This is a genomic window from Rhizobium sp. R86522, from assembly GCF_042466255.1.
Taxonomy (GTDB): Bacteria; Pseudomonadota; Alphaproteobacteria; order Rhizobiales; family Rhizobiaceae; genus Allorhizobium.
The window spans coordinates 255,815-277,175 of sequence record NZ_JAXHBX010000001.1 but is presented as its reverse complement, the minus strand read 5'-3'; the positions used below and the strand labels follow the sequence as shown (position 1 = coordinate 277,175).

Genomic DNA, 21,361 nt, shown 5'->3' with positions numbered 1-21,361 from the left:
CCGCTCCCTTACGCCGACCGGGCGCGGACGGAAGCGTCCGACGGGCCATGCAGGCATGCATCGAACTTTTCCCATACCGGCTTCAGATCCACGACCTTGCGGGCGAGGCGTGCTTCGTCCATGGCGAGCGCCAGAATACCGGCTTCCAGCGCATCGATGGCGGACACGGGCTGCTTGGCGCCCGTCTGGACGAAGGCGATGACATCCTCGGCCATCTGCTCGTCGGCGCCGTAATGCTGCGAAAGCGCGGACGGCGCCTTGTAGGTGTTGGCGATCACCTTCTCATTGGTGCGGGCGTCATGCACATCCATGAAGCCGCGGACGAAATCGCCTTCCGCCATGCCCTTCGAACCGATCACGCAGAAGCGGCGAAATTCGTCCGGCACATTGAGATTGGTATGGAAGGTCATCGACACGCCGTTCTCGTACTCGACGATCGCGGTCTGAAAATCGATGATGTCACCGTCGCTGTCGAAGACCTTGTCGGAGCCCTGCCAGCCGCTCGGCTTGCGGTGATAGACGTTGAGATCGTTGACGCCTTCTGCCTCAGGCGCGTTTTCCGGCACGAAGCTCTTGCGACCGCCAAAGCTCGCGACGAAACGCGGGCGCGCACCGACAACGCCGTTGTAAAGGTCGAGGTCGTGGCAGCACTTTTCCAGCATGAAGCCGCCCGCATAACGACCGTAGCGACGCCAGTCGCGCATGAAGAAAGCGCCGTGATAGGGCTGAATGTGCTCGGAGGCCTCGATCGAGACGACATTGCCGAGACGCCCCTCTTCCTGCGCCTTGCGCAGATCGCGATAGAGCGGGGAGTAACGCAGGACGAGACCGACCAGCAGGCGGTCGTGACCGTATGTGTTGAGCAGAGAGGCAAGCGCGTAGCTCTCCTCGATGCTGGTGACGATCGGCTTTTCGGTGAAAACGGTCAGACCAGCCTCAAGGCCGAGCCGGATATGATCGAGATGCAGGTGGTTCGGCGACCCAATCATCAGAAGATCGAATGTTTCGCCGGCGATCAGGGCTTCAGGCGTGTCATAGACCTTGCCGGGAGAGATACCATGCTCATCAAGCGTCGCCATGCCGGCCGGAGCCGGATCGACATAACCGACAATCTCGAAAGTCGGGTCGATCTCCCTGAACACCCGACCCAGATACCCCAGACGGAATCCGAGTCCGATAATGGCGACCTTCATAGTGCATTCCCCTGGTTTCGTAATTATTTTTCGTAGACTGCGTCAAAAATCCAACATCGTCAACATGGGAAGCAAAATTCCCACGCCCTATGAAAATAGTTTTCACATCAGTCGCCGAAATCGGATGAAGAGCGAAACATCGCAGTCCCCAGCGCCGCGCACTCCAATTCGGCGGCAAAGAGGAAAGGCTTTGGATTGGCCCCTCTCCAATCGTTAATTTAAGATACCAAAACTAGTCCAATCGTAAAGCCAGAACCCTAGGAATCCGAAGGTAAATCGTGCAAATCGCTGTTTTGACGATGAAATTTCTACATTTCACCGTTATTGAGCCCACCCTTTTCAAAACCATTTGCGAAATAGGTTTCTGGTTGGTATTGTTTTCACAAAGACCACCGAGGGACGGAAACATGCCGATGCTGATGACGGATTGCACATCGACCCTCCGACGGCGCGTCCCCCAACACGAAGCCAGAGGAACCGCATGAGCACGTCCCTTCCCCTGGAACAGCTTCAATCGGTCCGTGGCGGACCGCTTTACGTCAAGCTCCGCAAGATGATCGAGGACGCCGTCGCGTCCGGTCGCCTGAAGCATGGCGACGCACTCCCGGCCGAACGCGACATCGCCGAGGCGGCCGATATCAGCCGCGTCACAGTGCGCAAGGCGATCGACGAACTCGTGGAAGAAGGCCTGCTCATCCGTCGTCGTGGGTCCGGCACCTTCGTCGTCAAACCCGTCCCACGCATGCAACAGCCGCTCAGCCAGCTGACATCCTTTACCGAAGACATGCGTCGGCGCGGCATGGTCGCAGGCTCTCGCTGGCTGGGACGCGGCCTGTTTTATCCGACCGCAGAGGAAACCATGATGCTCGGCCTGATCGGTGGCGCTCGTGTCGCCCGGATCGACCGTCTGAGAACCGCCAACGACATGCCGATTGCGCTGGAGCGCACGAGCCTGCCGGACGACCTGCTGCCGGATCCGGACAGAATTGAGGATTCCCTCTATCTCTGCCTGCTGGATGCCGGCATCCGGCCCGTACGGGCAAACCAGCGCATCTCTGCCGTCCTCCTGAAGGACGAGGAAACCAAGCTGCTCGGTGTTCCGCCCGGCTCGGCCGCATTGTCGGTGCAGCGCATTGCCTATCTCGAAACCGGCCGCGTGATGGAAATGTCGCGCGCGCTTTATCGCAGCGATGCCTATGACCTGGTTGCCGAACTCGGCATCGGCTCGCCCATGAAGCCTCAAGACTGAAAGTTTGCCCGATGACCACCAAGATGCGTGAGGAGATCGACGAGATCCCCGCAGCCGCTGCCCGACTGCTGGATAGCTCCAGGACCGTGATATCAGAAGCGGCGAACGCGCTGCGCGACAAGGACCCAGGCGTGGTCGTCACGATCGCCCGCGGCTCTTCCGATCATGCGGCGCACTTCCTGAAATATGCAATCGAGCTGCAAATGGGCCTGCCGGTCGCCTCGCTCGGTCCCTCGCTCGCCTCGATCTACGAGACGCCGATGAAGCTCGGCAAGGCCGCAGCCTTTGCCGTCTCCCAGTCCGGCGCAAGCCCCGACATCGTTGCCATGGCCAGAGCAGCCCGGGACGGCGGCGCAACCACGGTGAGCCTGGTCAACACCCTGCCCTCGCCGCTCGCCGATGCCGCAACTTTCGCCATCGACATCAAGGCGGGTCCCGAAATCGCGGTTGCCGCCACCAAGTCCTTCGTCAATTCGATCGTGGCAGGCCTTGCCATCCTTGCAAGCTGGAGCCGTGACGACGCACTCACTCGCGCCGTGAACACGCTGCCCGAGCATTTCGAAAAGGCGCTTGCCCTCGACTGGAGCGCCTTGCTCGAACCGCTGAAGTCGGCCGAGTCGCTCTACATGCTCGGTCGCGGTCCCACACTTGCCATCGCAGCCGAGGCCGCACTCAAATGCAAGGAAACCTGCGAACTGCATGCGGAGGCCTATTCTTCAGCCGAAGTCCTGCATGGTCCCGTCTCGATCGTCGGTCGTGATTTTCCCGTCGTTGCCTTTGCCGCCCGCGACAAGGCGGAAGCGTCGATCGCCGGCACCGTCTCGAAGCTTGCGGCCAGCAATGCCACCTGCTTCATCACCTCGGATCAGGCGACGGCCGGCCACAAGTTGCCCTTCATCGCAACCGGACATCCAATCACGGATGCGCTGGCCCTCATCGTTCCCTATTATGGCTTCATCGAATCCCTCTCCCGTGCGCGCGGCTTCAATCCCGACAAGCCGGTCGCACTGAAGAAAGTCACCGAGACCCAATGAGACAAGCCTTCGCCATCACTGCAAGCCGCATCTTCGATGGGCACCAGTTCCACGAAGATGCAGCCCTCCTGGTCGACAACGGCCAGGTGAAGGCTGTTCTATCCAGCGCCGATTTGCCCGCCGGCATAATCAGGCAGGATTTGGGTGATGCGCTGATTGCCCCCGGCTTCATCGACCTGCAGGTGAATGGCGGCGGCGGCGTGCTGTTCAACAACGATCCGACGGTCACCGGCATACGCACGATCTGCGAGGCCCATGCGCGGTATGGCACGACAGCCCTGATGGTCACGCTGATCACCGACGCGCCCGAGATCAAGCGCGAGGCAATCACCGCCGGCGAGGCAGCAGCTGCCGCTGGCGAGCCGGGCTATCTCGGCCTGCATCTGGAAGGCCCGCACCTCTCGATCGCCCGCAAGGGCACCCATGATCCGGCCCTGATCCGCCCGATGGCGCAAGCCGATCTCGACTATCTCGTCGAGCAGGCATCGCGTTTCGGCATCCCGATGATCACCGTCGCACCGGAAAGTGTCACACCGGATCAGGTCAAGCGCCTTGTTGAGGCTGGCTATCGCGTCAGCCTTGGCCACACCGACACGAGCTGCGCCAGCGTCGAGGCCTATGTTGAAGCCGGGGCGACGCTCGTCACTCATCTCTTCAACGCCATGAGCCCGCTTGGCAATCGCGAACCTGGCCTCGTGGGTGCTGCCCTCACCTCGCCTGCCCTGCATTGCGGCCTGATCGCTGACGGCTTCCATGTCGATCCTGTCACCATGAAGATCGCGCTCGCCTCCAAAACCGGCCCCGCCCACATCTTCCTCGTCACCGATGCCATGTCGACCATTGGCTCTGATGAGACAAGCTTCGACCTGAACGGCCGGACCGTCTACCGCCGTGACGGTCGCCTGACGCTTGCCGATGGAACGCTTGCCGGCGCCGACATCGACATGCTCTCCTGCGTTCGATACGTGCACGAAAAGCTGGGACAGCCCCTGGAAGAAGCGCTGCGCATGGCATCGCTCTATCCCGCCGAGGCCATTGGCGCGCCGAGCAAAGGAAGCCTAGCTGCAGGCCAGGATGCCGACTTCATTGTCCTGAGCCCGGATCTCGACATCCACTCGACCTGGATCGCAGGCGCCTGCGTCCATGCTGCCGACACCGCGCCGAGCAGGGCCTTCGCATGATCGTCTGCTTCGACATCGGCGGTACGGCCATCAAGGGTGCGCTCGCAACGAACCCCGAAGACATCCGCCCCTTCCCGCGCAAGCCGACCCCGATCCACGATTTCGACGCCTTCGTCGCAACGCTCGCCTCCGTCATCGCGGAAGCCGAAGCAAGCGCCGGTGAGCGCGCTGCCTGCGTTGCGATCTCGATCGCCGGCGTCATCGATCCGGATACGGCGAACGCCGTTGTCGCCAATATCCCTTGCATCCATGGCCGGCCGCTGCAGGCCGATCTTGAAGCTGCCCTCAGCCTGCCAGTCATTGTCGCCAATGATGCCGACTGTTTCGTGCTTGCCGAAGCCGGCATCGGTGCAGCACGCGGCCATCGGGTAGTGTTCGGCGTCATCCTCGGCACCGGCGTCGGCGGCGGCCTCGTCATAGACGGCAAGCTGATCAACGAGAGTGGCTTCGCCGGCGAATGGGGCCATGGGCCGATACAGCCGACGGAAGCCGGCACGCCTCCGATACACGTGCCACGCTTCCAGTGCGGCTGCGGCCAGATCGGCTGTATCGATGCGATCTGCAGCGCGCGGGGCCTCGAAAAGCTGCACAAGCACATTCACGCCGAACAGCTGACGAGCGAAGAAATCATCGCCGACTGGCTGACGGGTGACGCGAAGGCCGAACGCACCATCGATGTCTATGTCGACATCCTCACCGATCCGCTCTCGGTCGTGGTCAATGTCACCGGAACCACCATCCTGCCCGTTGGCGGTGGTCTTTCGAATATTCCGGAACTGCTGACCCGGATCGATAAGGCCTTGCGAGCACGCATCCTGCGCAAGTTTGGCCATCCGATCGTCGTTCCCGCAGCCTGCCGTGTGGAGCCGGGCCTCGTCGGCGCTGCCATCCTTGGCCTCGACTTCGCCAAAGACCACAGGGGAGACTGACATGGCCGCAGACATGCTGGTGAAGCTTTATGAGCTTCACGTCGATCCGGACCTTGAACAGCGTATGACGGCCCAGGGCGTGACCATAAGGCGCGCACTGGTACCCGAACTTGCCGGAATAACGGCCTGGATCGAGCATCGTTTCGGCGCCGGCTGGGCATCGGAGGCGACGGCGGCAATCATGCGCCAGCCTGTGACCTGCTGGATTGCCCATGAAGGCGAAACGCTGCTCGGCTTTGCCTGCCACGAGGCCACCATGAAGGGTTTCTTTGGCCCGACCGGCGTGGATGAGAAGGCCCGCGGCCGGGGCATCGGCCATGCCCTCTTGATCCGCACGCTCCTCGACATGCGCGACCAGGGATACGGCTATGCGATCATCGGCGGCGCCGGCCCCATGGGCTTCTATGAAAAGAGTGTCGGTGCCATCGCCATCCCCGGCTCTTCGCCCGGCATTTACAAGGATATGCTGCCGCTTGCCGCACCGTCAGGCATGGCGGACTGAGAAACCTCAGCCGAGTTCCAGTGTGGTGATCGCATAGACACCCGTCTTCTGCACGGACGGCGGCTCGCCTCGATACATGCGCGACGTCTGGAAACCTTGCCTGAAGCCGAGACGGCCGAGCAGGTAGCGGAACCCTTCCTGGTATTCCGGCACATCCAGATGCACTTCCTCGCCCTTGAGGTTTGCAAGGCAGATCTTCAGCAGATCCTCCGCCGTTCGCCCATCCATGGCAAACAGCGGCCCGATCTTGTAGCCGTTGAGGCAAGGTCGCATCACGGCATAACCGGCCACCACACCCTGCCGTCGGCAGAGGAAGGCGCGGCGCGGCGGCTTCAGCCAGTCTGTGAGGAAGTCTTCTCTCGGCGCGGGAAAGAAAGCCCGATCGAGCGCAAGGATCTCGCCGGTATCACCCTCGGTGATCGCCTCGCACCGTGCGAAGCTCGCAGGCAGGGCCGGCATGCGCTCGATGCTCCAGCGCACGGTGTCATAGGCGGGCGCAAAACCCATGCAGCCATAATTCGCCTGCTGCTCGACAACCCCGTCGAGGCCGATCACGCGATCCGCCAGATGCGCCATTCCAGCTTCCCAAACCCGCCGGCCGAGGCCCCTACCCCGAAAGTCCGGATGGCAGATATAAAGCCCAATGAAGCCGAAGCCGTCCCGATAGCGCACGGCGGAAATCCCGGCGGCGAGCCGCCCGTCAACAAAGCAGCCAATGAAACCTTCTGGATCGGCGGAACGGAAGGCTGCGGCATCGCCATACCCCGGGTTCCAGCCTTCGAGCGCCGCCCAGCCAACGAGATCCTCGACTTCGCCAGCCGTCAGCACCCTGATCTGCACATCCTCTGCCACGCTCATACGCCCATGGCAGCGGGAGAGAAACGGGCGAGCTCGCCGTGATAGGTCTTGGAGACCGGCGTCGCATAGGAGCCGCGCTTGGCGGTTGACAAGCCCTGCGCAACAAGGCTTTCCGCCTGTTTCACGGCCGCCGCCACGCCATCAACGACAGGCACGCCGAACTCCTGCCGCAACGCTGCCGTTAGATCGGCCATACCAGCACAGCCGAGCACGATCGCCTCGGCTCTATCGTCCTTGAGCGCTGCCGAGATCTCGCTGCGCAGCCGGTCGCGGGCGTTGGAATTGGGATCTTCGAGCGAGAGCACAGGCACATCCGCCGCCCGCACCTTGCAGCGGCTGCCCATGCCGTAGCGATGCACGAGATGTTCGACTGGGAGCCGCGAGCGCTCCATGGTGGTCACGATCGAAAAACGCTGGGCTATGAATGCGGCTGTAGAGACCGCTGCCTCGCAGATGCCGATGACCGGAATAGCAGCCAGCGCCCGGGCTGCATCCAGCCCGGTATCGTCGAAGCAGGCAATCACGATTGCATCGGCCCCTTCGCGTTCGGCCTTGGCAATTTCCACCAGCAGGCCGGGCACCGCGAAGACCTCGTCATAATAGCCCTCGATCGAGACCGGGCCCATGGATGAGGTGACGGCCACGATCTCGGTTCCCGCATGGGCAACGCGCCGTGCAGCATCCGCGATGGTAGCCGTCATGCTGGCAGTCGTGTTCGGATTTATCACGGCAATTTTCATGCGATCACGCCCGTCCCCGACGGCGGTTCATGGCCATGATGATGCCGAGCGTTCCCGCAATCACCAGGAAGGAGAAGAGCGTGGTCACAGTGCCGAGCGCGTAGAGCACCGGCGTCGTGACATTGGTCGTCATGCCGTAGATCTCGAGCGGCAGCGTGTTGTAGGTGCCCGAGGTCATCAGCGTGCGGGCGAATTCATCATATGAGAGCGTGAAGCCGAAGAGTCCGACCCCGATCAGCGGCGGCGCGATCATCGGCAAGACAACGTGGCGGAAGGTCTGCCAGGAGGTGGCACCCAGATCGCGCGCGGCTTCTTCGTAAGCAGGTGAGAAACGGTTGAAGATCGCAAACATGATCAGCACGCCGAAGGGCAGCGTCCAGGTGAGATGTGCTCCGAAACCGGAGGTGTACCAGGCAGGCTGGAAACCAAGCTGGCTGAACAACACGCCGATACCAAGCGAGATGATGATCGAGGGTACGACGAGGCTAGCGACTGAGAGGTAGAAAAGCGCAGTCGAGCCGACAAACTTGCGACGGAAGGCAAGGCCCGCCAGCAGCGAAACGACCACCGTGACCACCATGACCATGAAGCCGAGCGCGAAGGAACGGCGAAACGAACCGCCGAAATCACCGACCGCTTGCTGTTCGAACAGGTTGGCGAACCAGCGCAGCGAGACCCCGTTCAGCGGAAAGGTAAGGCCACCATTCGGCCCCTGGAATGAGAGGATCACGATGGCCGACAAGGGGCCGTAGAGGAAGAGTACGAAGAGGGTGAAGAAGATGGCGAGCACGTAGAATTCGCGCGACCGTTTCTCGGTGTTCATCTCAAAGCTCCTTCCTGATATCGACGACACGCAGAATGGCGGCAACCATCAACAGAACCAGCGCCAGCAGAACGACGGCGTTGGCGGCGGCCGCCGGATATTGCAGCAGCGACATCTGGTTCTTCATCATCAGCGCGACAGAGGCGCTCTGCCCGCCGGACATGACCTGCACGGTGGAGAAATCAGCCATCACAAGCGTCACGACGAAAATCGTGCCGATCGCCATGCCGGGTTTCGACAGGGGGATGATGACATTGGTCAGGATCTGCCAGCCACTAGCGCCCGCGTCACGCGCGGCTTCGAGCAGCGAACGGTCGATGCGCATCATCGTGTTGAAGATCGGCGTCACCATGAACAGCGTGTAGAGATGCACCATGGCGAGCACCACGGCGAAGTCCGAATAGAGCAGCCACTCGATCGGCTGCGGCACGATGCCGGCATTGACCAGCGCCGAATTGATCAGCCCGTTTCGCCCGAGAACGGGGATCCACGAGATCATGCGGATGATGTTGGATGTCAGGAACGGCACGGTGCAGACGAGGAAGAGCACGCTCTGCATGACCGAGGTCCGCACATGGAAGGCAAGGAAATAGGCGACCCAGAAGCCGACGAACAGCGTGATCGCCCAGACGATGAAGGCGAATTTTAGCGTGTTGAAATAGATCTTCCAGGTGACCCAGGACCCGAGCGTCTCGGTGTAGTTGAAGGTGACGAAGTCTGGATACATCTGGGCAAAGTCGTAGTCCCAGAAGGACACCGTCCCGATCATCAGGATCGGCAGCAGCAGGAAGGCGCCGAGGATGAGCATGAGCGGCGTCGCCTGCAGATAGGAGACGAGCCTAAGCGGCACACGGATCACGCGCTTCGGCTTCGGTTCACCGACACCCAGAAATCGCACTTCCACCATGATGTTAGGTCTCCTGTCGCTTCGAAAAGAGCGGACCGGGAAGGTTGCCCCTCATCCGGCTTCCGCCACCTTCTCCCCGCAAGCGGGGAGAAGGCATTTGTGGCTAACCTCCCCCTCAAGGGGAGGGTGGGAGATCAAGCCGCGATGAACTCGTTCCAGCGGCGGACCATGTAGCGGTCTTCGTCCATGACGGAGTTCCAGCAGGCGACCTTGCCCATGCGCTCTTCGAAGGAGCCGCCGTCGCGAACCGCACCGGCCTTCTCCATCACGGCACCTTCCGGAGACATGATGTCGCCGGTCGCAGCCTTGCCTTCGATCCAGTAGCCCCACTCGTCGGCGGACATGAATTCCTTCGCGGTTTCCATGCAGGCCGAGTAGTAGCCCTGGCGGTTGAGGTAGCCGCCGACCCAACCGGACGTGTACCAGTTGATGTATTCATAGGCCGCGTCGAGCTGCGCGCCCGAGAGGTGTGCGGCGAGCCCCAAACCACCACCCCACGAGCGATAGCCTTCCTTGAGCGGCTGATACTTGCAGGCGATACCCTTCGAGCGGACGGCAGCAACGGCCGGCGACCACATCGACTGGATGACGACTTCGCCCGATGCCATCAGGTTGACTGACTCATCGAACGACTTCCAGAAGGCGCGGAACTGGCCGTCCTGCTTCGCCTTGATGAGGAAGTCGATCGTCGTGTCGATCTCGGCCTGCGTCATGTTGCCCTTGTCGGCATATTTGATGATGCCCATGGCTTCGCAGATCATCGCGGCATCCATGATGCCGATCGACGGAATGTTGAGGATCGAGGTCTTGCCCTTGAAGGCCGGGTCCATGATGTCGGCCCAAGACGAGATCTCACGACCAACGAGGTCCGGACGGATGCCGAGCGTATCGGCATTGTAGATGGTCGGCATCATCGTGAAGAGTTCGGTTTCGCCGGACGCAAAAGTCTTGGCATCCTTGCTTTCGACATAGCCGACCGTGTGCGGCGCAGTCCCCTGCGCGATTACGCTGTCGGGCAAAAGCTTGCCGTTTTTGAACAGTGGAACGACCTTGTCGTAGAACTTGAGCTTCGAGGTTTCCATCGGCTGGATGACGCCGGTCGGATAGACCTTCTTCAGGATCCAGTATTCGATGTCGGCGATGTCATAGGACATCGGCTGGGTCACGGCGCGCTGGGCTGCAGCGTCCGAATCCGTCGCCGTCATCTCAAGCGTGATGCCGAGATCTTCCTTGCACTTCTGGGCGATGGCATTGATGTTCGACACGCCCGTGCCGAACTGGCGAAGCGTGATCGGGTTCTGCGCCCAGATTGTCGGGAAGCCGGTGATGGCACCCGAACCGGCGGCGAGGCCGGCGGCCGCCGATGCGGTCTTCAGGAATGTGCGGCGAGATACGCCCTTCTTCGTCTTGCTGATGTCTGACATTGCGCTGTTCTCCTGGTTTTATTGGTTTGGTTTCACTTCACGATGCGTCCGAGGACGATCGAATCCGGCTGATCCCATGACAGGGTGACGCCTTCCCCGACGCGAACCGGAGAGGCAAAGAAGGCCGCGTCCGTAAGGACGGCGGTGAATTCATCGGTAAAGGCGGTGGTGACGGTCAGCTTCACCTTGGCGCCGAGATATTCGACATTCGAGACGATACCGTCGAAGCCGAGACCATCGGCCGGCATGGCGCCGATGCGCACATGGTCCGTGCGGATGGCTATATCGGCCGTTTCATCCTCGACAGGTGCTGCACCGAGCGCGAAGAAGCGGCCGCCACCGACCACCTCGATAAACAAGCCATCGGCGGTGCGCTCGACGATGCGCCCGGAGAGCACATTATGGTCTCCCATGAAGCGCGCGACGAAGGCGGTCGCCGGCCGCTCGAAGACGGCCCGCGGCGTCGCCGCCTGCTCGATGCGCCCCTCGTTCATCACGACGATCAAATCGGCGAGCGCCATCGCCTCTTCCTGGCTGTGGGTCACATGCACGAAAGTGATGCCGAGCGAGGTCTGCAGTTTCTTCAGTTCGGCGCGCATGCGGATCTTAAGAAACGGGTCGAGCGCAGAGAGGGGCTCATCAAGCAGCAAAGCCTCGGGCCTCGTGATCAAGGCACGCGCAAGTGCTACGCGCTGCTGCTGTCCACCGGACAACTGGGCCGGACGACGCTCGGCATAGGGCTCGAGCTGCATCAGCTTGAGCATCTCCAGCGCTTGCGCGCGGCGCGTTTCCTTGTCGACACCCTTCATCTTCAGGCTGAACGCAACATTGTCGACAAGATCGAGATGCGGGAAGAGCGCATAGGACTGGAACATCATCGCCGTGCCACGCTGCGCTGGCGGCAGCGTGGTCACATTGTTATTACCGAAGACAACATCGCCAGACGACACGCTTTCATGCCCGGCGACCATTCTGAGCGTCGATGTCTTGCCACAACCGGAAGGTCCGAGCAGGCAGCAGTAAGTGCCAGCCGGGATCTTGAGGCTGATGGCATGAACTGCAGTCGCAGCACCGTAAACCTTGGTCACGGCAGCGAGTTCGATGTCGGCGGCTTTCGTCATGGCGGCTCCTTCGTCTCGCAAAGGACGATGCATAAGCCGTGCCAGTTCGACGCCACGTCGCTAAGTCCTTGAATCCCATGAGAGCAATTATTGCAGCGCAAAAGGAATGAGCAACCGACACGACTGCATGCACAGCAATTAATCGATTGCCTTCAAATGGAGATCTAAATTGTATGCAATCTTATAGAGCCTTGGTGTCGGATAGATCTTTCGTAAGTTCGATCTGCGGGCTACAAGACTATCAGACACCGGATGATCCCATGACCGCCAACAGCTCACTCCGCAGGCAACTCGACCCCAATCTCGAAGACCGCGCCCGGGCGATCCGCGACGCTTTGCGTGACGCGATCGTCGACCGACGCCTTGCCCCCGGCACAAAGCTCTCCGAAGCCGAAGTCGGCACGCTTTTCGACGTCAGCCGGACGGTCGTGCGCGACGCGCTGCAGATGCTGGCCTTCGAGGGTCTGGTCCGCACCGAGAGAAATCGGGGGGCCTTCGTCTCCAATCCGAGCACGGAAGAGGCACGCCAGGTCTTCGCATCGCGCCGCCTGATTGAGGCCGGCATCATTGCCGCCGCCGCCGAGCGCATCACGCCTTCCGATATCGCCGCCCTGCGCGAACACCTGAAGGAAGAGGCGCGTTACCGCACCGAACGCGGCGCGAACGCAAGACGCGCAGAGATCAAGGCATCGGGTGATTTCCACCTGATGCTGGCCAAGGTGGCGGGCAACCAAGTGCTGGAAAAATTCATGGACGAACTTGTCGCCCGCTCGTCTCTCGTCATCGCGCTTTACGGCCGCACCGGCATTTCGAGCTGCGGACATGACGAGCACGACGAAATCCTGAATGCGCTGGAAAAGGGCGGCACCAAGAAGGCGACGCATCTCATGCTGCACCACATCGACCATATCGAGGCCGATCTCGACCTCACCATGGCCGAAGCCCGCACACTCAAGGACGCGCTCGCTCTCTGAACTTGTCGACCTCAGCCAACCCTGGAGCGTGTCAGCCGGATCGCTGCGCCACCTCGCGGTCGTGCTCAATGGTCTCGAGCATGGCATTTCTGGCTCCGGCCTCGTCGCCATACTCGATCCGGTTGACCAAGAGCCGGTGTTTGTCGAGGACCGCGTCCAGAAGGCAGGGATCCGGTGCCGCCATCAGCGCCTTGTAGGCCAGCGCATGGGCAAGTTCGATGACGCCGTATAGTGCCCGCACGAAGGGATTGTGCGCCGAATCAGCGATGATGCGGTGCAGTTCGAAATCCGCGAGTGCAAAATTCTGCAGGGAGCCGAGCGAGGTCTCCATCTGGTGGATCCAGTAGAGCATCAGGCGGATCTGGTCGGCGGTGCGACGCCGCGCCACCTCGGCCGCCGCCTGCGGCTCCAGCGAACGGCGCACCTCATGCAGACCGGACAGAAACTCCGCATCAACCGGAGCTTCCAGGTGCCAGGCGAGCACCTGCGGATCATAAAGGCTCCAGCGGCTTTTCTTGGCGACCTTGGTGCCAACTTTCGGGCGGGCTTCGAGCAGCCCCTTGGCCTCCAAAGTCTTCAAGGCCTCGCGCAACACCGTGCGCGAGACCTCAAATTCCTCCATCAATTCAGCATCATTCGGCAGTGTCGTGCCGATCGGGTAACGGCCGGAGATAACCCCGGCCCCGATCTCGTTGATCACATGCGAATGGTAGTTACGCGCCGTCGACCGCCCGGACAGGGAGCGAAGAAGGCTCCCCGGCTCACTCATGCAGGGGCCTTCTTCAGGCGCGTACGCCCGGTCTGCGCGGTAAACACCAGCTTCTGAAGCAAGATGAACATGAACAGCAGGAACCCGATGGCGATTTTAGTCCACCAGCTGGAGAGCGTCCCATCGAAGACGATGTAAGTCTGGACAAGGCCCTGCAGCATGACCCCGATCAGGGTTCCGAAGATGAAACCATAACCGCCCGTCAACAAGGTTCCGCCTATCACCACGGCTGCAATCGAGTCAAGTTCGATGCCGACCGCCGCCAGCGGGTAGCCCGCGGAAGTGTAGAGCGAGTAGACGATCCCCGCGAGCCCGCCCAGGAAGGACGACAAGGCATAGATGCCGATGGTCACTTGCCCGGTCGGAACCCCCATCAGCGACGCGGAATTGACGTTGCCACCGATGGCGTAGACATAGGAGCCGAACCGCGTCTTGTGGGCGATGAACCCGAAGACGAGGAAGGTGGCGAGCATCAGCAGGCCGATGAAGCTCAGACGTCCGCCACCGGGCAGCCGGTAGTAGAGGCTGGAGATCGTCCGATAGAATTCGTGGTCGATCGGGATGGAATCCTGGCTGAGCACCGATGCCAGACCGCGAGCGAGAAACATGCCGGCCAGCGTCACGATGAAGGGTGGCACCTGTAGGAAATGAATGACCGCGCCCATCGACGCCCCGAAGGCCGCGGCCAGAACCAGCACGATCGCAAAGACCGCCATGGGATGGATGCCGACCCAGGAAATCAGAATGGCCGTGATCACGCCGGTCAGGCCGATCACCGCCCCGACGGAGAGATCGATGCCGCCGGAAATGATGACGAAGGTGGCTCCAACTGCCGCGATGCCGAGAAAGGCATTGTCCGTCAGGAAGTTGCCGAACACCCGCGTCGACCACATCGCCGGAAACTGGAAAATGCAGATGGCGTAGGCGATCACGAAGATGAGTGTGGTCGCGGCGAGAGGGCGATAACGCGGATTCATCGTGCCTGTCCCGAAGTTTGGTCTGCGGTCTTTGTGGGGGTGGTCGGAACCGCCTGGCGTGGGCCGAACTTGCGCCCGAGCAACTGGGCGATCCGGGCCGATTGCAGCACCAGAATGATGATGATCATGCCGGCCTTAACGATCAGGTTGAATTCCGGCGGGAAGCCCGAGACGAGCACGCCGGTATTCATCGCCTGGATGATGATCGCACCCATCACCGACATTGGAATAGAGAAGCGCCCGCCGAGCAGCGAGGTACCGCCGATGACGACCGCGAGGATCGCGTCGAGCTCGAGCCAGAGGCCGGCATTGTTGGCATCGGCCCCGCGAATATCGGCAGCGGCGATGATGCCGGCCATAGCTGCGCAAAATCCACCGAAGGCATAGATGCAAAGGATCACGAGCCTGCTGCGGAGCCCCGTATAATTGGCCGCCGAAAGATTGATGCCAATGGCTTCGATGAACAGGCCGATTGCCGTGCGGCGCATGAAGAGATGCGCAACGATCATGAGAACGATCGCGATGACGGCCGGCATCGGCAGTCCGAAAAGCGAACCTGTGCCGACAAAGATCAGCGCCGGATCGGAGAAGGTGACGATCGACCCCTCGGTAATCAGCTGTGCCACCCCTCGCCCCGCCACCATCAGCACCAGTGTGGCGACGAAGGGCTGGATGCCGAGATAGGCGACCAGAACTCCGTTCCAGAGACCGCACAGCACTCCGACGGCAAGCGCCGCGGCAAGCGTCACGATCAGGGGCTGCCCGGCGACGGCTGAGGTCGCAGCGACAGCTCCGGCGACCGCCATCACGGCACCAACCGAAAGGTCTACCCCCTTGGTCGCGATGATCGCGGTCATCCCGATCGCCAGGATTGCGACGGGTGCACCGCGATTGATGACGTCAATCAGGCTGCCGAACAGCCGGCCATCCTGCCATGTGATGTTGAAGAAACCGGGAAAGACCAGCCAGTTGAAGAACAGCACACCGGCCAAGGCAAGTAGCTGCGGGGAAATGATGCGCGACATGGAAAGCCTTTTCATGCCTCGACCTCCGCCGGCAGCGCGGCGATGGTCTGGACGATGACACCGGGAGTGATGTCGGCGCCATGCAATTCGGCGACCATCTTGCGATCGCGCATGACGACGACACGCGAGGAATAGCTGACGATCTCGTCGAGCTCTGAGGATATGACGACGAGCGCCAATCCGTCTTCCCGCAATCGGCTGATCATCCGCACGATCTCGGCATGGGCGCCGACATCGATGCCGCGTGTCGGCTCGTCGAGAATGAGGAAACGCGGATCGGTGGCAAGCCAGCGGGCGAGGATCACCTTCTGCTGGTTGCCGCCGGAAAGGAGCTTGACGGGAAGCTCGGCCGAGGCGGTGCGGATGTCGAGCGCCTCGATGAAATTGCCGGCGATCTCCAGCTGTTCGTCGCGGTTCAAGGCCTTGAACCAGCCGAGCCGCGCCTGCATGGCAATCACGATGTTTTCGCGCACCGAGAGGTCGCCGAAGATGCCGTCGATCTTGCGATCTTCCGGGCAGAAGCCGAAGCCGAGTTCGACCGCCTCGCGTGGATTACGCACCTGACGCGTCGAGCCGTCGATCGTGATCGAGCCGCTGTCTGCCTGATCGATGCCGAACATCAGCCGCGCCATCTCGGTACGACCGGAGCCAAGCAGCCCGGCCACACCGACGACTTCGCCGCGATGGATCTTCAGGTCGAAGGGCTGGACGCTGTTGGTGAGACCGAAACCTTCGAACTGCATCAGCGTCTCGCCGACTTCGCCCTCTTCGCCGAGAACGTCGGGATGATGGAATGCCAGGTCCTTGCCGAGCATCATGCGTACCAGGCTGGTCCGATCGAGCGAGGCAATCGCCTGCGTCCCGACAAGGCGTCCATTACGCAGAACCGTCACGCGGTCCGACAGTTCAAAGACCTGATCGAGGAAATGGGTGATGAAGACGATGGCAAGCCCACGGTCGCGCAGTTGCCGGACGATGCCGAAGAGCTTCTCGACCTCCGACCGATCCAGACTGGCGGTCGGCTCGTCGAGGATCAGCACCTTGCCGGAGAGTTCGACGGCGCGCGCGATCGCAATGATCTGCTGGACGGCAACGGAAAAGGTCGAAAGCTCGGCCTTCACATCGATGTCGAGACCATAGGTGGTCAGTATTTCGCGGGATTCGCGCTCCATCCGACGCTTGTCGACCAGACCGAAGCGGTTGGTCGGCTGTCGGCCGATGAAGAGATTGTCGATCACGGTCATGTTCGGCAGAAGGTTGACCTCCTGATAAACCGTGCCGATGCCAAGTGCCTGGGCCTGCTGTGGCGTCGTGAAATTGACGTTCTCGCCATCGACGGAGATCATTCCGCCATCGGGAATGTAGGCGCCCGTCAGGATCTTGATCAACGTCGATTTGCCGGCACCGTTTTCGCCGAGGAGTGCGTGTACTTCGCCCCGATGAAACGCGATATCGACGCCGTCGAGCGCCGTATGATTTCCGAATGTTTTGGTGATGCCCGCCGCTGCAAGCACGATCGATGGATGCTCGGTCATTGCCTCTTCCCCCTCTCCCATGAAGCTATCCCCGATCGAAGCCGGGAGAAAGCGACAGAGACCCCGCCACCAGGGTGGGGCGGGGTCTCGGCCGGGAGGGTTACCTTAGTAACCGAGGCCTTTGCGGTTGTCATACTCGCCCTGCGGGTTGTCCGCAGGCGTGTAGAGCTTGGATTCCGTGATGATGAACTTCTCCGGCTGCTTGCCGTCCTTCATGAATGCGTCGAGCGCATCGAAGGCAGGGCCTGCCATGTTCGGCGTCAGTTCCACGGTCGCATTGGCTTCACCGGCAACCATGGCGGCGAAGATATCCGGAACAGCGTCAATCGAGACGACGAGAACGTCAGTGCCCGGCTTCAGGCCGGCATCCTTGATCGCCTGGATGGCGCCGACGGCCATGTCGTCGTTGTGGGCGTACATGGCGCAGATGTCCTTGCCGCCATTTTCGGCCTTCAGGAAGCCTTCCATGACTTCCTTACCCTTGGCGCGGGTGAAGTCACCGGTCTGGCTGCGGGCAATGGTGATGTTCGCCTTGCCGGCAATAGCCTCTTCGAAGCCCTTCTTGCGATTGATCGCAGGCGTCGAACCGACGGTACCCTGAAGCTCAACGACCTTGCACGGCTTGTCGCCGACGGTGTTGACAAGCCATTCGCCGGCAACGCGGCCTTCCTTCACCTGGTCGGAAGCGACCGAGGTCAGGTAAAGATCCTGCGGAGCGTCAACGCCGCGGTCGAGCAGGATGACCGGAATTTCGGCTTCCTTGGCTTCCGTCAGAACGTCTTCCCAGCCGGTTGCGACGACGGGAGCAACGAGAATGGCGTCAACGCCCTGAGCGATGAAGCCTCTGATAGCCTTGATCTGGTTTTCCTGCTTCTGCTGGGCGTCGGCGAATTTCAGTTCGATGCCGCGCTTTTCAGCCTCAAGCTTGGTGACGGAAGTTTCAGCAGCGCGCCAGCCGGATTCAGAACCGATCTGCGAGAAGCCGACGGTCAGGTCTGCAGCCATGGCAGACGAGCAGCCGAGTGCAATCACGCTTGCGCTGAGCGCAAGCTTGCGAAGAAATGTCATGATGTCCTCCCTTGAAAAGACACCGCCTCCACGGTGCCTGGCATTATGCATAGGCAAAGGCTCGAGACCTGTAAAGTCCAAAAGTACTATTATATGTTGTGCACCGCAGCATAAACTTTAGCTACACTTCACCGTCCCACACCGCAACCTCGAAGGTCGAAAGGTTAACCGACCCGACCGCACTGGCCGAGTATAGGCAAAGCAGGAGAACGAGAAAGCCCTGAAATACAGGGGTTACGGCTCGCCCTCCCTAAATTTCGTAATTTTCTGTTAACCAGTTTTCTTTATATTTCCCGACGCACGATGCCTGTGCCTCCGCATGAGCAATTCCGGCTCCCGCTATTCGAGACAGGAATACCCAATGGCAGTGATCACCTTCGCGAATACGAAGGGTGGCGCAGGAAAAACAACTGCGGCCCTCCTTCTGACCACTGAACTTCTCCACCGCAACTATCGAGTTTGCGTGATAGACGCCGACCCCCAGCGGTGGTTCTCGAAGTGGTACGAAGGCGCAGCATTGATGCCGAGGCTCTCCATCGAAACCTATGTGTCGGCGCCGACGATCCAGAAGATCGTCCACGAGCGCCGCAGCCAGTGGGATTTCGTCGTCATCGATCTGCCGGGCCTACAGTCACCCCTGCTCGCCTCGGCCGTCGGCTTGTCGGATCACGTCATCGTTCCGATCCAGGGCTCGAGCATGGACGCCCAGGGCGGCGCTCAGGTCCTCGATCTCCTGCGCTACCTCGACCGTAAGGCCGGCATCCGCATCCCGCATTCCGTCGTCCTGTCCAGGGTCAATCCGGCCATCACGACGCGTTCGATGCAGGCGGTGAAGCGTCTGCTGTCGGAACAGGACATCCGTGTCTTCGACACACCGATTGCCGAACGCGCCGCCTTCCGCGAAATGTTTGACATGCATCGCCCGCTTCGAAAGCTGGACAACGCCCAGACTCCAGGCAGCGAGAAGGCGATCTTGAATGCACAGGCCTTCGCCGACGAGATGCTCTCGCATGTCGATGTCAGCGCGCCAGCGGCCCCGGCCTATGCAACACGACGCGATCTACAGACCCTGGACACGGCGGCCTGAACGGCGCGCATCGAAAACACAACCGGCGGCCCTGAGGCCACTCGCGTCCATGCGTGCCAGCAAGGCCTTCGCCCAGGTAGCCCAGAAGGGCTTTTGTCCGATTATGCAGACACGGCGTCACCTCGGCGCTCGACCGGCGACATCCTGCTACAAACATGGGAATTTCAGAAGCTGTTCGCTATCAGAGCTGGCCCCTAACACTTGATGAAGTCGCAGCTCCACCAGGGCCGCGCCCAAGCGACGCCGCTTTCGGGCAGAATCGCAAGCAAAGTGTGATGGTCAGTCAGCGTCGGCCGGAAGACTTAAGGGGGCTTACGCCCCCGGAGTTGATTTAGGCTGCCATGCCCCAGGCGGAAGGGTCGTCATCGCCGAACATGCGCTCGAGGCTGAGGAAGCAGATCATGCTCTTGTCATGGGCGATGATGCCATCGGAGAAGGCTGCACTTGGACCGGTCGCAGCAGGAAGAGGCTGCAGCGTGCTGCCAGACACGGTCAGAATGTCGGAGACGCCGTCGACCAGCAGACCGACGGTCATGCCGTTGACTTCGGTGACGACCACGGCACTGCGCTCCGTCGCCTGGGCGGCCGGCATGCCGAGCTTCACGGCGAGATCGACGATCGGGATGACCGTTCCGCGAAGGTTCATGACGCCGAGAACTTCATAGGGCGAGTGCGGGATGGGCGTAACCGGAGCCCAACCGCGGATTTCGCGGATCGATGTGGTCTTGACGCAGAACTCCTGTTGATGAAGCCGAAAGGCGATGATTTCGAGGGCATCGGCGGTGTTCGACGTCGTATTCATCTGCGATTTCCTCCTGCTGCAAGCCTACGTCGGCTGGCACCGTGTCACGATATTGGTTCACCGGGGATCCCGGCGGCAGAGGCCTGCCCTGCACTCCAAATCAATTTAGCCCACCAGTAATTAAAGAATATCTAAATCAATCAGGATAATCCGCAACTGGTGCCACGGACATGGCCGTCATCGGGCGAGCATGGTGAAATGCGCCATCTGTCCGGCACTCCACCAGGAAAATTCTTGCAGCAGCGAGGGCTCGACCGCGCCGATCCGACCACCGTGAATGCTGAGTTTCCCCTGCGTCGTCGCGATCGCCAGTACATTTCCAACGTGCTGGCGAGACACCTGAAACCGCTGCGACAATGCATCATAGGTGAGCGCAAGCGGCCAGTCTTCACCCAGCGCGCCGGCCAGGTGGGCACCCATGACTGCACAAAGAATGAGATATCCGCTGTCGCGACCGGTAAAGTCGACGACCGTCTCGAAGGGCGTGAACAGGACATCCATCGACTGGAAGGCAATGGTCGATCGGCCGATCAGGCGGTAGACCAGCGACACATCGGCGTCCAGGGCCTCCCGAAGCGAATGGCCTTCAAGCATGGCGGACGCGGCAATGAAGGCAAGAGGGGAGCGGGCGATCTCAATGACGAGGGGCGGCGTTGGACGCAACCTGATTTCTCGCCGGTCTCGCGCATTCTGTTCTGCCACGACATAGCCACCGGCCCGCAGGCCCGAAATGAGATCGCTGACCTGGCGTGCGCTGCCGGGCACCAACGTCTGCAGCAGGGTCATGGTCGGCGCAGGGCCCGTGCCCTCCTCGAAACGTGCCGACAGCCCGATCAGCATATAGCAGGTGATGTAGCGCATCTTCTGCGCGAAGATCTTGTTGGCTGGCCAGCGGAAGGCATTGGCTTCCACCATGCTGCGGCAATAGGCGAGCACAGCCCTGTCGAAGCCGGAATGGCCAAGATAGCCGCTCGCCAATTGCCACACGGGTTCCCCGAGATGCTTCTCGACACCGGGATGGACGACCAATCGGTCCCGATCAAGTTTGGCACGCAATTGATCCATGGGCACAACTCCAGATCAGAGTTGCGCATAGGACGGCAATTCACCGATGCCGTCGATTGGTAATTTTAGTAGTCAGCCCTAATCAACGAAGATCTGAA

General features: G+C 61.0%; 21 protein-coding genes. 7 read left to right on the top strand and 14 right to left on the bottom strand.

Annotated elements, in window-relative coordinates:
• Positions 1-8: 8 nt before the first annotated feature.
• On the bottom strand, positions 9-1,193 hold the full coding sequence (locus SJY08_RS01285; RefSeq protein ID WP_377274331.1) for a Gfo/Idh/MocA family protein: 1,185 nt from the start codon (positions 1,191-1,193) through the stop codon (positions 9-11).
• Between the two features lie 481 nt (positions 1,194-1,674).
• Here SJY08_RS01285 and SJY08_RS01280 point away from each other — a divergent pair, with 481 nt between their 5' ends.
• From SJY08_RS01280 to SJY08_RS01260, 5 genes are read left to right on the top strand one after another with little or no spacing between them, the layout of a single operon-like run.
• A complete protein-coding gene (locus SJY08_RS01280) occupies positions 1,675-2,442 on the top strand; it encodes a GntR family transcriptional regulator (protein WP_377274329.1) in 768 nt (255 codons plus the stop codon).
• A gap of 11 nt (positions 2,443-2,453) precedes the next feature.
• Positions 2,454-3,476 carry an SIS domain-containing protein gene (locus SJY08_RS01275; protein ID WP_069043262.1) on the top strand — a complete coding sequence of 341 codons (1,023 nt, stop codon included), beginning with the start codon at positions 2,454-2,456 and terminating at the stop codon, positions 3,474-3,476.
• Complete coding sequence (gene nagA / locus SJY08_RS01270; RefSeq protein WP_377274327.1) at positions 3,473-4,657, top strand: N-acetylglucosamine-6-phosphate deacetylase; 1,185 nt, start codon at positions 3,473-3,475, stop codon at positions 4,655-4,657. The genes SJY08_RS01275 and nagA overlap by 4 nt, the downstream gene beginning before the upstream one ends.
• A complete protein-coding gene (locus SJY08_RS01265; protein ID WP_377274325.1) occupies positions 4,654-5,586 on the top strand; it encodes an ROK family protein in 933 nt (310 codons plus the stop codon). Before nagA ends, SJY08_RS01265 begins: the two co-directional genes overlap by 4 nt.
• A gap of 1 nt (position 5,587) precedes the next feature.
• The gene (locus tag SJY08_RS01260) at positions 5,588-6,088 is read left to right on the top strand and encodes a GNAT family N-acetyltransferase (protein WP_069043259.1); all 501 of its coding nucleotides are present in this window, start codon (positions 5,588-5,590) and stop codon (positions 6,086-6,088) included.
• A 6-nt stretch (positions 6,089-6,094) separates the two neighbouring features.
• On the opposite strand, the gene SJY08_RS01255 is transcribed toward SJY08_RS01260, so the two are convergent.
• From SJY08_RS01255 to SJY08_RS01230, 6 genes are all read right to left on the bottom strand, one after another.
• Positions 6,095-6,946: a GNAT family N-acetyltransferase gene (locus SJY08_RS01255; protein ID WP_069043258.1), complete on the bottom strand. Its 852-nt coding sequence runs from the start codon at positions 6,944-6,946 to the stop codon at positions 6,095-6,097.
• Positions 6,943-7,686: an aspartate/glutamate racemase family protein gene (locus SJY08_RS01250; RefSeq protein ID WP_377274322.1), complete on the bottom strand. Its 744-nt coding sequence runs from the start codon at positions 7,684-7,686 to the stop codon at positions 6,943-6,945. Before SJY08_RS01250 ends, SJY08_RS01255 begins: the two co-directional genes overlap by 4 nt.
• Positions 7,687-7,690: 4 nt before the next feature.
• Positions 7,691-8,509, bottom strand: coding sequence for an ABC transporter permease (locus SJY08_RS01245; RefSeq protein WP_377274320.1), 819 nt, complete (start codon positions 8,507-8,509; stop codon positions 7,691-7,693).
• A 1-nt stretch (position 8,510) separates the two neighbouring features.
• On the bottom strand, positions 8,511-9,416 hold the full coding sequence (locus tag SJY08_RS01240) for an ABC transporter permease (RefSeq protein WP_377274318.1): 906 nt from the start codon (positions 9,414-9,416) through the stop codon (positions 8,511-8,513).
• 134 nt (positions 9,417-9,550) lie between these two features.
• The gene (locus tag SJY08_RS01235; protein WP_377274316.1) at positions 9,551-10,840 is read right to left on the bottom strand and encodes a PotD/PotF family extracellular solute-binding protein; all 1,290 of its coding nucleotides are present in this window, start codon (positions 10,838-10,840) and stop codon (positions 9,551-9,553) included.
• A gap of 32 nt (positions 10,841-10,872) precedes the next feature.
• Positions 10,873-11,961 carry an ABC transporter ATP-binding protein gene (locus SJY08_RS01230; protein WP_377274314.1) on the bottom strand — a complete coding sequence of 363 codons (1,089 nt, stop codon included), beginning with the start codon at positions 11,959-11,961 and terminating at the stop codon, positions 10,873-10,875.
• A gap of 260 nt (positions 11,962-12,221) precedes the next feature.
• Here SJY08_RS01230 and SJY08_RS01225 point away from each other — a divergent pair, with 260 nt between their 5' ends.
• On the top strand, positions 12,222-12,935 hold the full coding sequence (locus tag SJY08_RS01225) for a GntR family transcriptional regulator (RefSeq protein WP_377274312.1): 714 nt from the start codon (positions 12,222-12,224) through the stop codon (positions 12,933-12,935).
• Between the two features lie 31 nt (positions 12,936-12,966).
• Here SJY08_RS01225 and SJY08_RS01220 read toward each other — a convergent pair whose 3' ends face one another.
• From SJY08_RS01220 to ytfQ, 5 genes are all read right to left on the bottom strand, one after another.
• The gene (locus SJY08_RS01220; protein WP_069043252.1) at positions 12,967-13,704 is read right to left on the bottom strand and encodes a FadR/GntR family transcriptional regulator; all 738 of its coding nucleotides are present in this window, start codon (positions 13,702-13,704) and stop codon (positions 12,967-12,969) included.
• Positions 13,701-14,681: a galactofuranose ABC transporter, permease protein YjfF gene (gene yjfF, locus SJY08_RS01215; protein WP_054147838.1), complete on the bottom strand. Its 981-nt coding sequence runs from the start codon at positions 14,679-14,681 to the stop codon at positions 13,701-13,703. The genes SJY08_RS01220 and yjfF overlap by 4 nt, the downstream gene beginning before the upstream one ends.
• Complete coding sequence (locus SJY08_RS01210; RefSeq protein WP_054147837.1) at positions 14,678-15,721, bottom strand: ABC transporter permease; 1,044 nt, start codon at positions 15,719-15,721, stop codon at positions 14,678-14,680. The genes yjfF and SJY08_RS01210 overlap by 4 nt, the downstream gene beginning before the upstream one ends.
• Entirely contained in the window at positions 15,718-17,241 is a 1,524-nt protein-coding gene (locus SJY08_RS01205) for a sugar ABC transporter ATP-binding protein (protein ID WP_069043250.1), read from the bottom strand. Before SJY08_RS01205 ends, SJY08_RS01210 begins: the two co-directional genes overlap by 4 nt.
• 105 nt (positions 17,242-17,346) lie before the next feature.
• On the bottom strand, positions 17,347-18,309 hold the full coding sequence (gene ytfQ / locus SJY08_RS01200; RefSeq protein ID WP_377274308.1) for a galactofuranose ABC transporter, galactofuranose-binding protein YtfQ: 963 nt from the start codon (positions 18,307-18,309) through the stop codon (positions 17,347-17,349).
• Between the two features lie 361 nt (positions 18,310-18,670).
• Here ytfQ and SJY08_RS01195 point away from each other — a divergent pair, with 361 nt between their 5' ends.
• A complete protein-coding gene (locus SJY08_RS01195; RefSeq protein ID WP_377274306.1) occupies positions 18,671-19,396 on the top strand; it encodes an AAA family ATPase in 726 nt (241 codons plus the stop codon).
• Positions 19,397-19,727: 331 nt separating this feature from the next.
• On the opposite strand, the gene SJY08_RS01190 is transcribed toward SJY08_RS01195, so the two are convergent.
• A complete protein-coding gene (locus SJY08_RS01190; protein WP_054147833.1) occupies positions 19,728-20,198 on the bottom strand; it encodes a chemotaxis protein CheW in 471 nt (156 codons plus the stop codon).
• Positions 20,199-20,375: 177 nt separating this feature from the next.
• Complete coding sequence (locus SJY08_RS01185; RefSeq protein WP_377274303.1) at positions 20,376-21,263, bottom strand: MarR family transcriptional regulator; 888 nt, start codon at positions 21,261-21,263, stop codon at positions 20,376-20,378.
• Between the last annotated feature and the right edge of the window lie 98 nt (positions 21,264-21,361).

Excerpts from the sequence above, each read along its gene's own strand:
- SJY08_RS01285 (WP_377274331.1), bottom strand. The coding sequence starts at position 1,193 with ATGAAGGTCGCCATTATCGGACTCGGATTCCGTCTGGGGTATCTGGGT.
- SJY08_RS01280 (WP_377274329.1), top strand. The coding sequence starts at position 1,675 with ATGAGCACGTCCCTTCCCCTGGAACAGCTTCAATCGGTCCGTGGCGGA.
- SJY08_RS01275 (WP_069043262.1), top strand. The coding sequence starts at position 2,454 with ATGACCACCAAGATGCGTGAGGAGATCGACGAGATCCCCGCAGCCGCT.
- nagA (WP_377274327.1), top strand. The coding sequence starts at position 3,473 with ATGAGACAAGCCTTCGCCATCACTGCAAGCCGCATCTTCGATGGGCAC.
- SJY08_RS01265 (WP_377274325.1), top strand. The coding sequence starts at position 4,654 with ATGATCGTCTGCTTCGACATCGGCGGTACGGCCATCAAGGGTGCGCTC.
- SJY08_RS01260 (WP_069043259.1), top strand. The coding sequence starts at position 5,588 with ATGGCCGCAGACATGCTGGTGAAGCTTTATGAGCTTCACGTCGATCCG.
- SJY08_RS01255 (WP_069043258.1), bottom strand. The coding sequence starts at position 6,946 with ATGAGCGTGGCAGAGGATGTGCAGATCAGGGTGCTGACGGCTGGCGAA.
- SJY08_RS01250 (WP_377274322.1), bottom strand. The coding sequence starts at position 7,686 with ATGAAAATTGCCGTGATAAATCCGAACACGACTGCCAGCATGACGGCT.
- SJY08_RS01245 (WP_377274320.1), bottom strand. The coding sequence starts at position 8,509 with ATGAACACCGAGAAACGGTCGCGCGAATTCTACGTGCTCGCCATCTTC.
- SJY08_RS01240 (WP_377274318.1), bottom strand. The coding sequence starts at position 9,416 with ATGGTGGAAGTGCGATTTCTGGGTGTCGGTGAACCGAAGCCGAAGCGC.
- SJY08_RS01235 (WP_377274316.1), bottom strand. The coding sequence starts at position 10,840 with ATGTCAGACATCAGCAAGACGAAGAAGGGCGTATCTCGCCGCACATTC.
- SJY08_RS01230 (WP_377274314.1), bottom strand. The coding sequence starts at position 11,961 with ATGACGAAAGCCGCCGACATCGAACTCGCTGCCGTGACCAAGGTTTAC.
- SJY08_RS01225 (WP_377274312.1), top strand. The coding sequence starts at position 12,222 with ATGACCGCCAACAGCTCACTCCGCAGGCAACTCGACCCCAATCTCGAA.
- SJY08_RS01220 (WP_069043252.1), bottom strand. The coding sequence starts at position 13,704 with ATGAGTGAGCCGGGGAGCCTTCTTCGCTCCCTGTCCGGGCGGTCGACG.
- yjfF (WP_054147838.1), bottom strand. The coding sequence starts at position 14,681 with ATGAATCCGCGTTATCGCCCTCTCGCCGCGACCACACTCATCTTCGTG.
- SJY08_RS01210 (WP_054147837.1), bottom strand. The coding sequence starts at position 15,721 with ATGAAAAGGCTTTCCATGTCGCGCATCATTTCCCCGCAGCTACTTGCC.
- SJY08_RS01205 (WP_069043250.1), bottom strand. The coding sequence starts at position 17,241 with ATGACCGAGCATCCATCGATCGTGCTTGCAGCGGCGGGCATCACCAAA.
- ytfQ (WP_377274308.1), bottom strand. The coding sequence starts at position 18,309 with ATGACATTTCTTCGCAAGCTTGCGCTCAGCGCAAGCGTGATTGCACTC.
- SJY08_RS01195 (WP_377274306.1), top strand. The coding sequence starts at position 18,671 with ATGGCAGTGATCACCTTCGCGAATACGAAGGGTGGCGCAGGAAAAACA.
- SJY08_RS01190 (WP_054147833.1), bottom strand. The coding sequence starts at position 20,198 with ATGAATACGACGTCGAACACCGCCGATGCCCTCGAAATCATCGCCTTT.
- SJY08_RS01185 (WP_377274303.1), bottom strand. The coding sequence starts at position 21,263 with ATGGATCAATTGCGTGCCAAACTTGATCGGGACCGATTGGTCGTCCAT.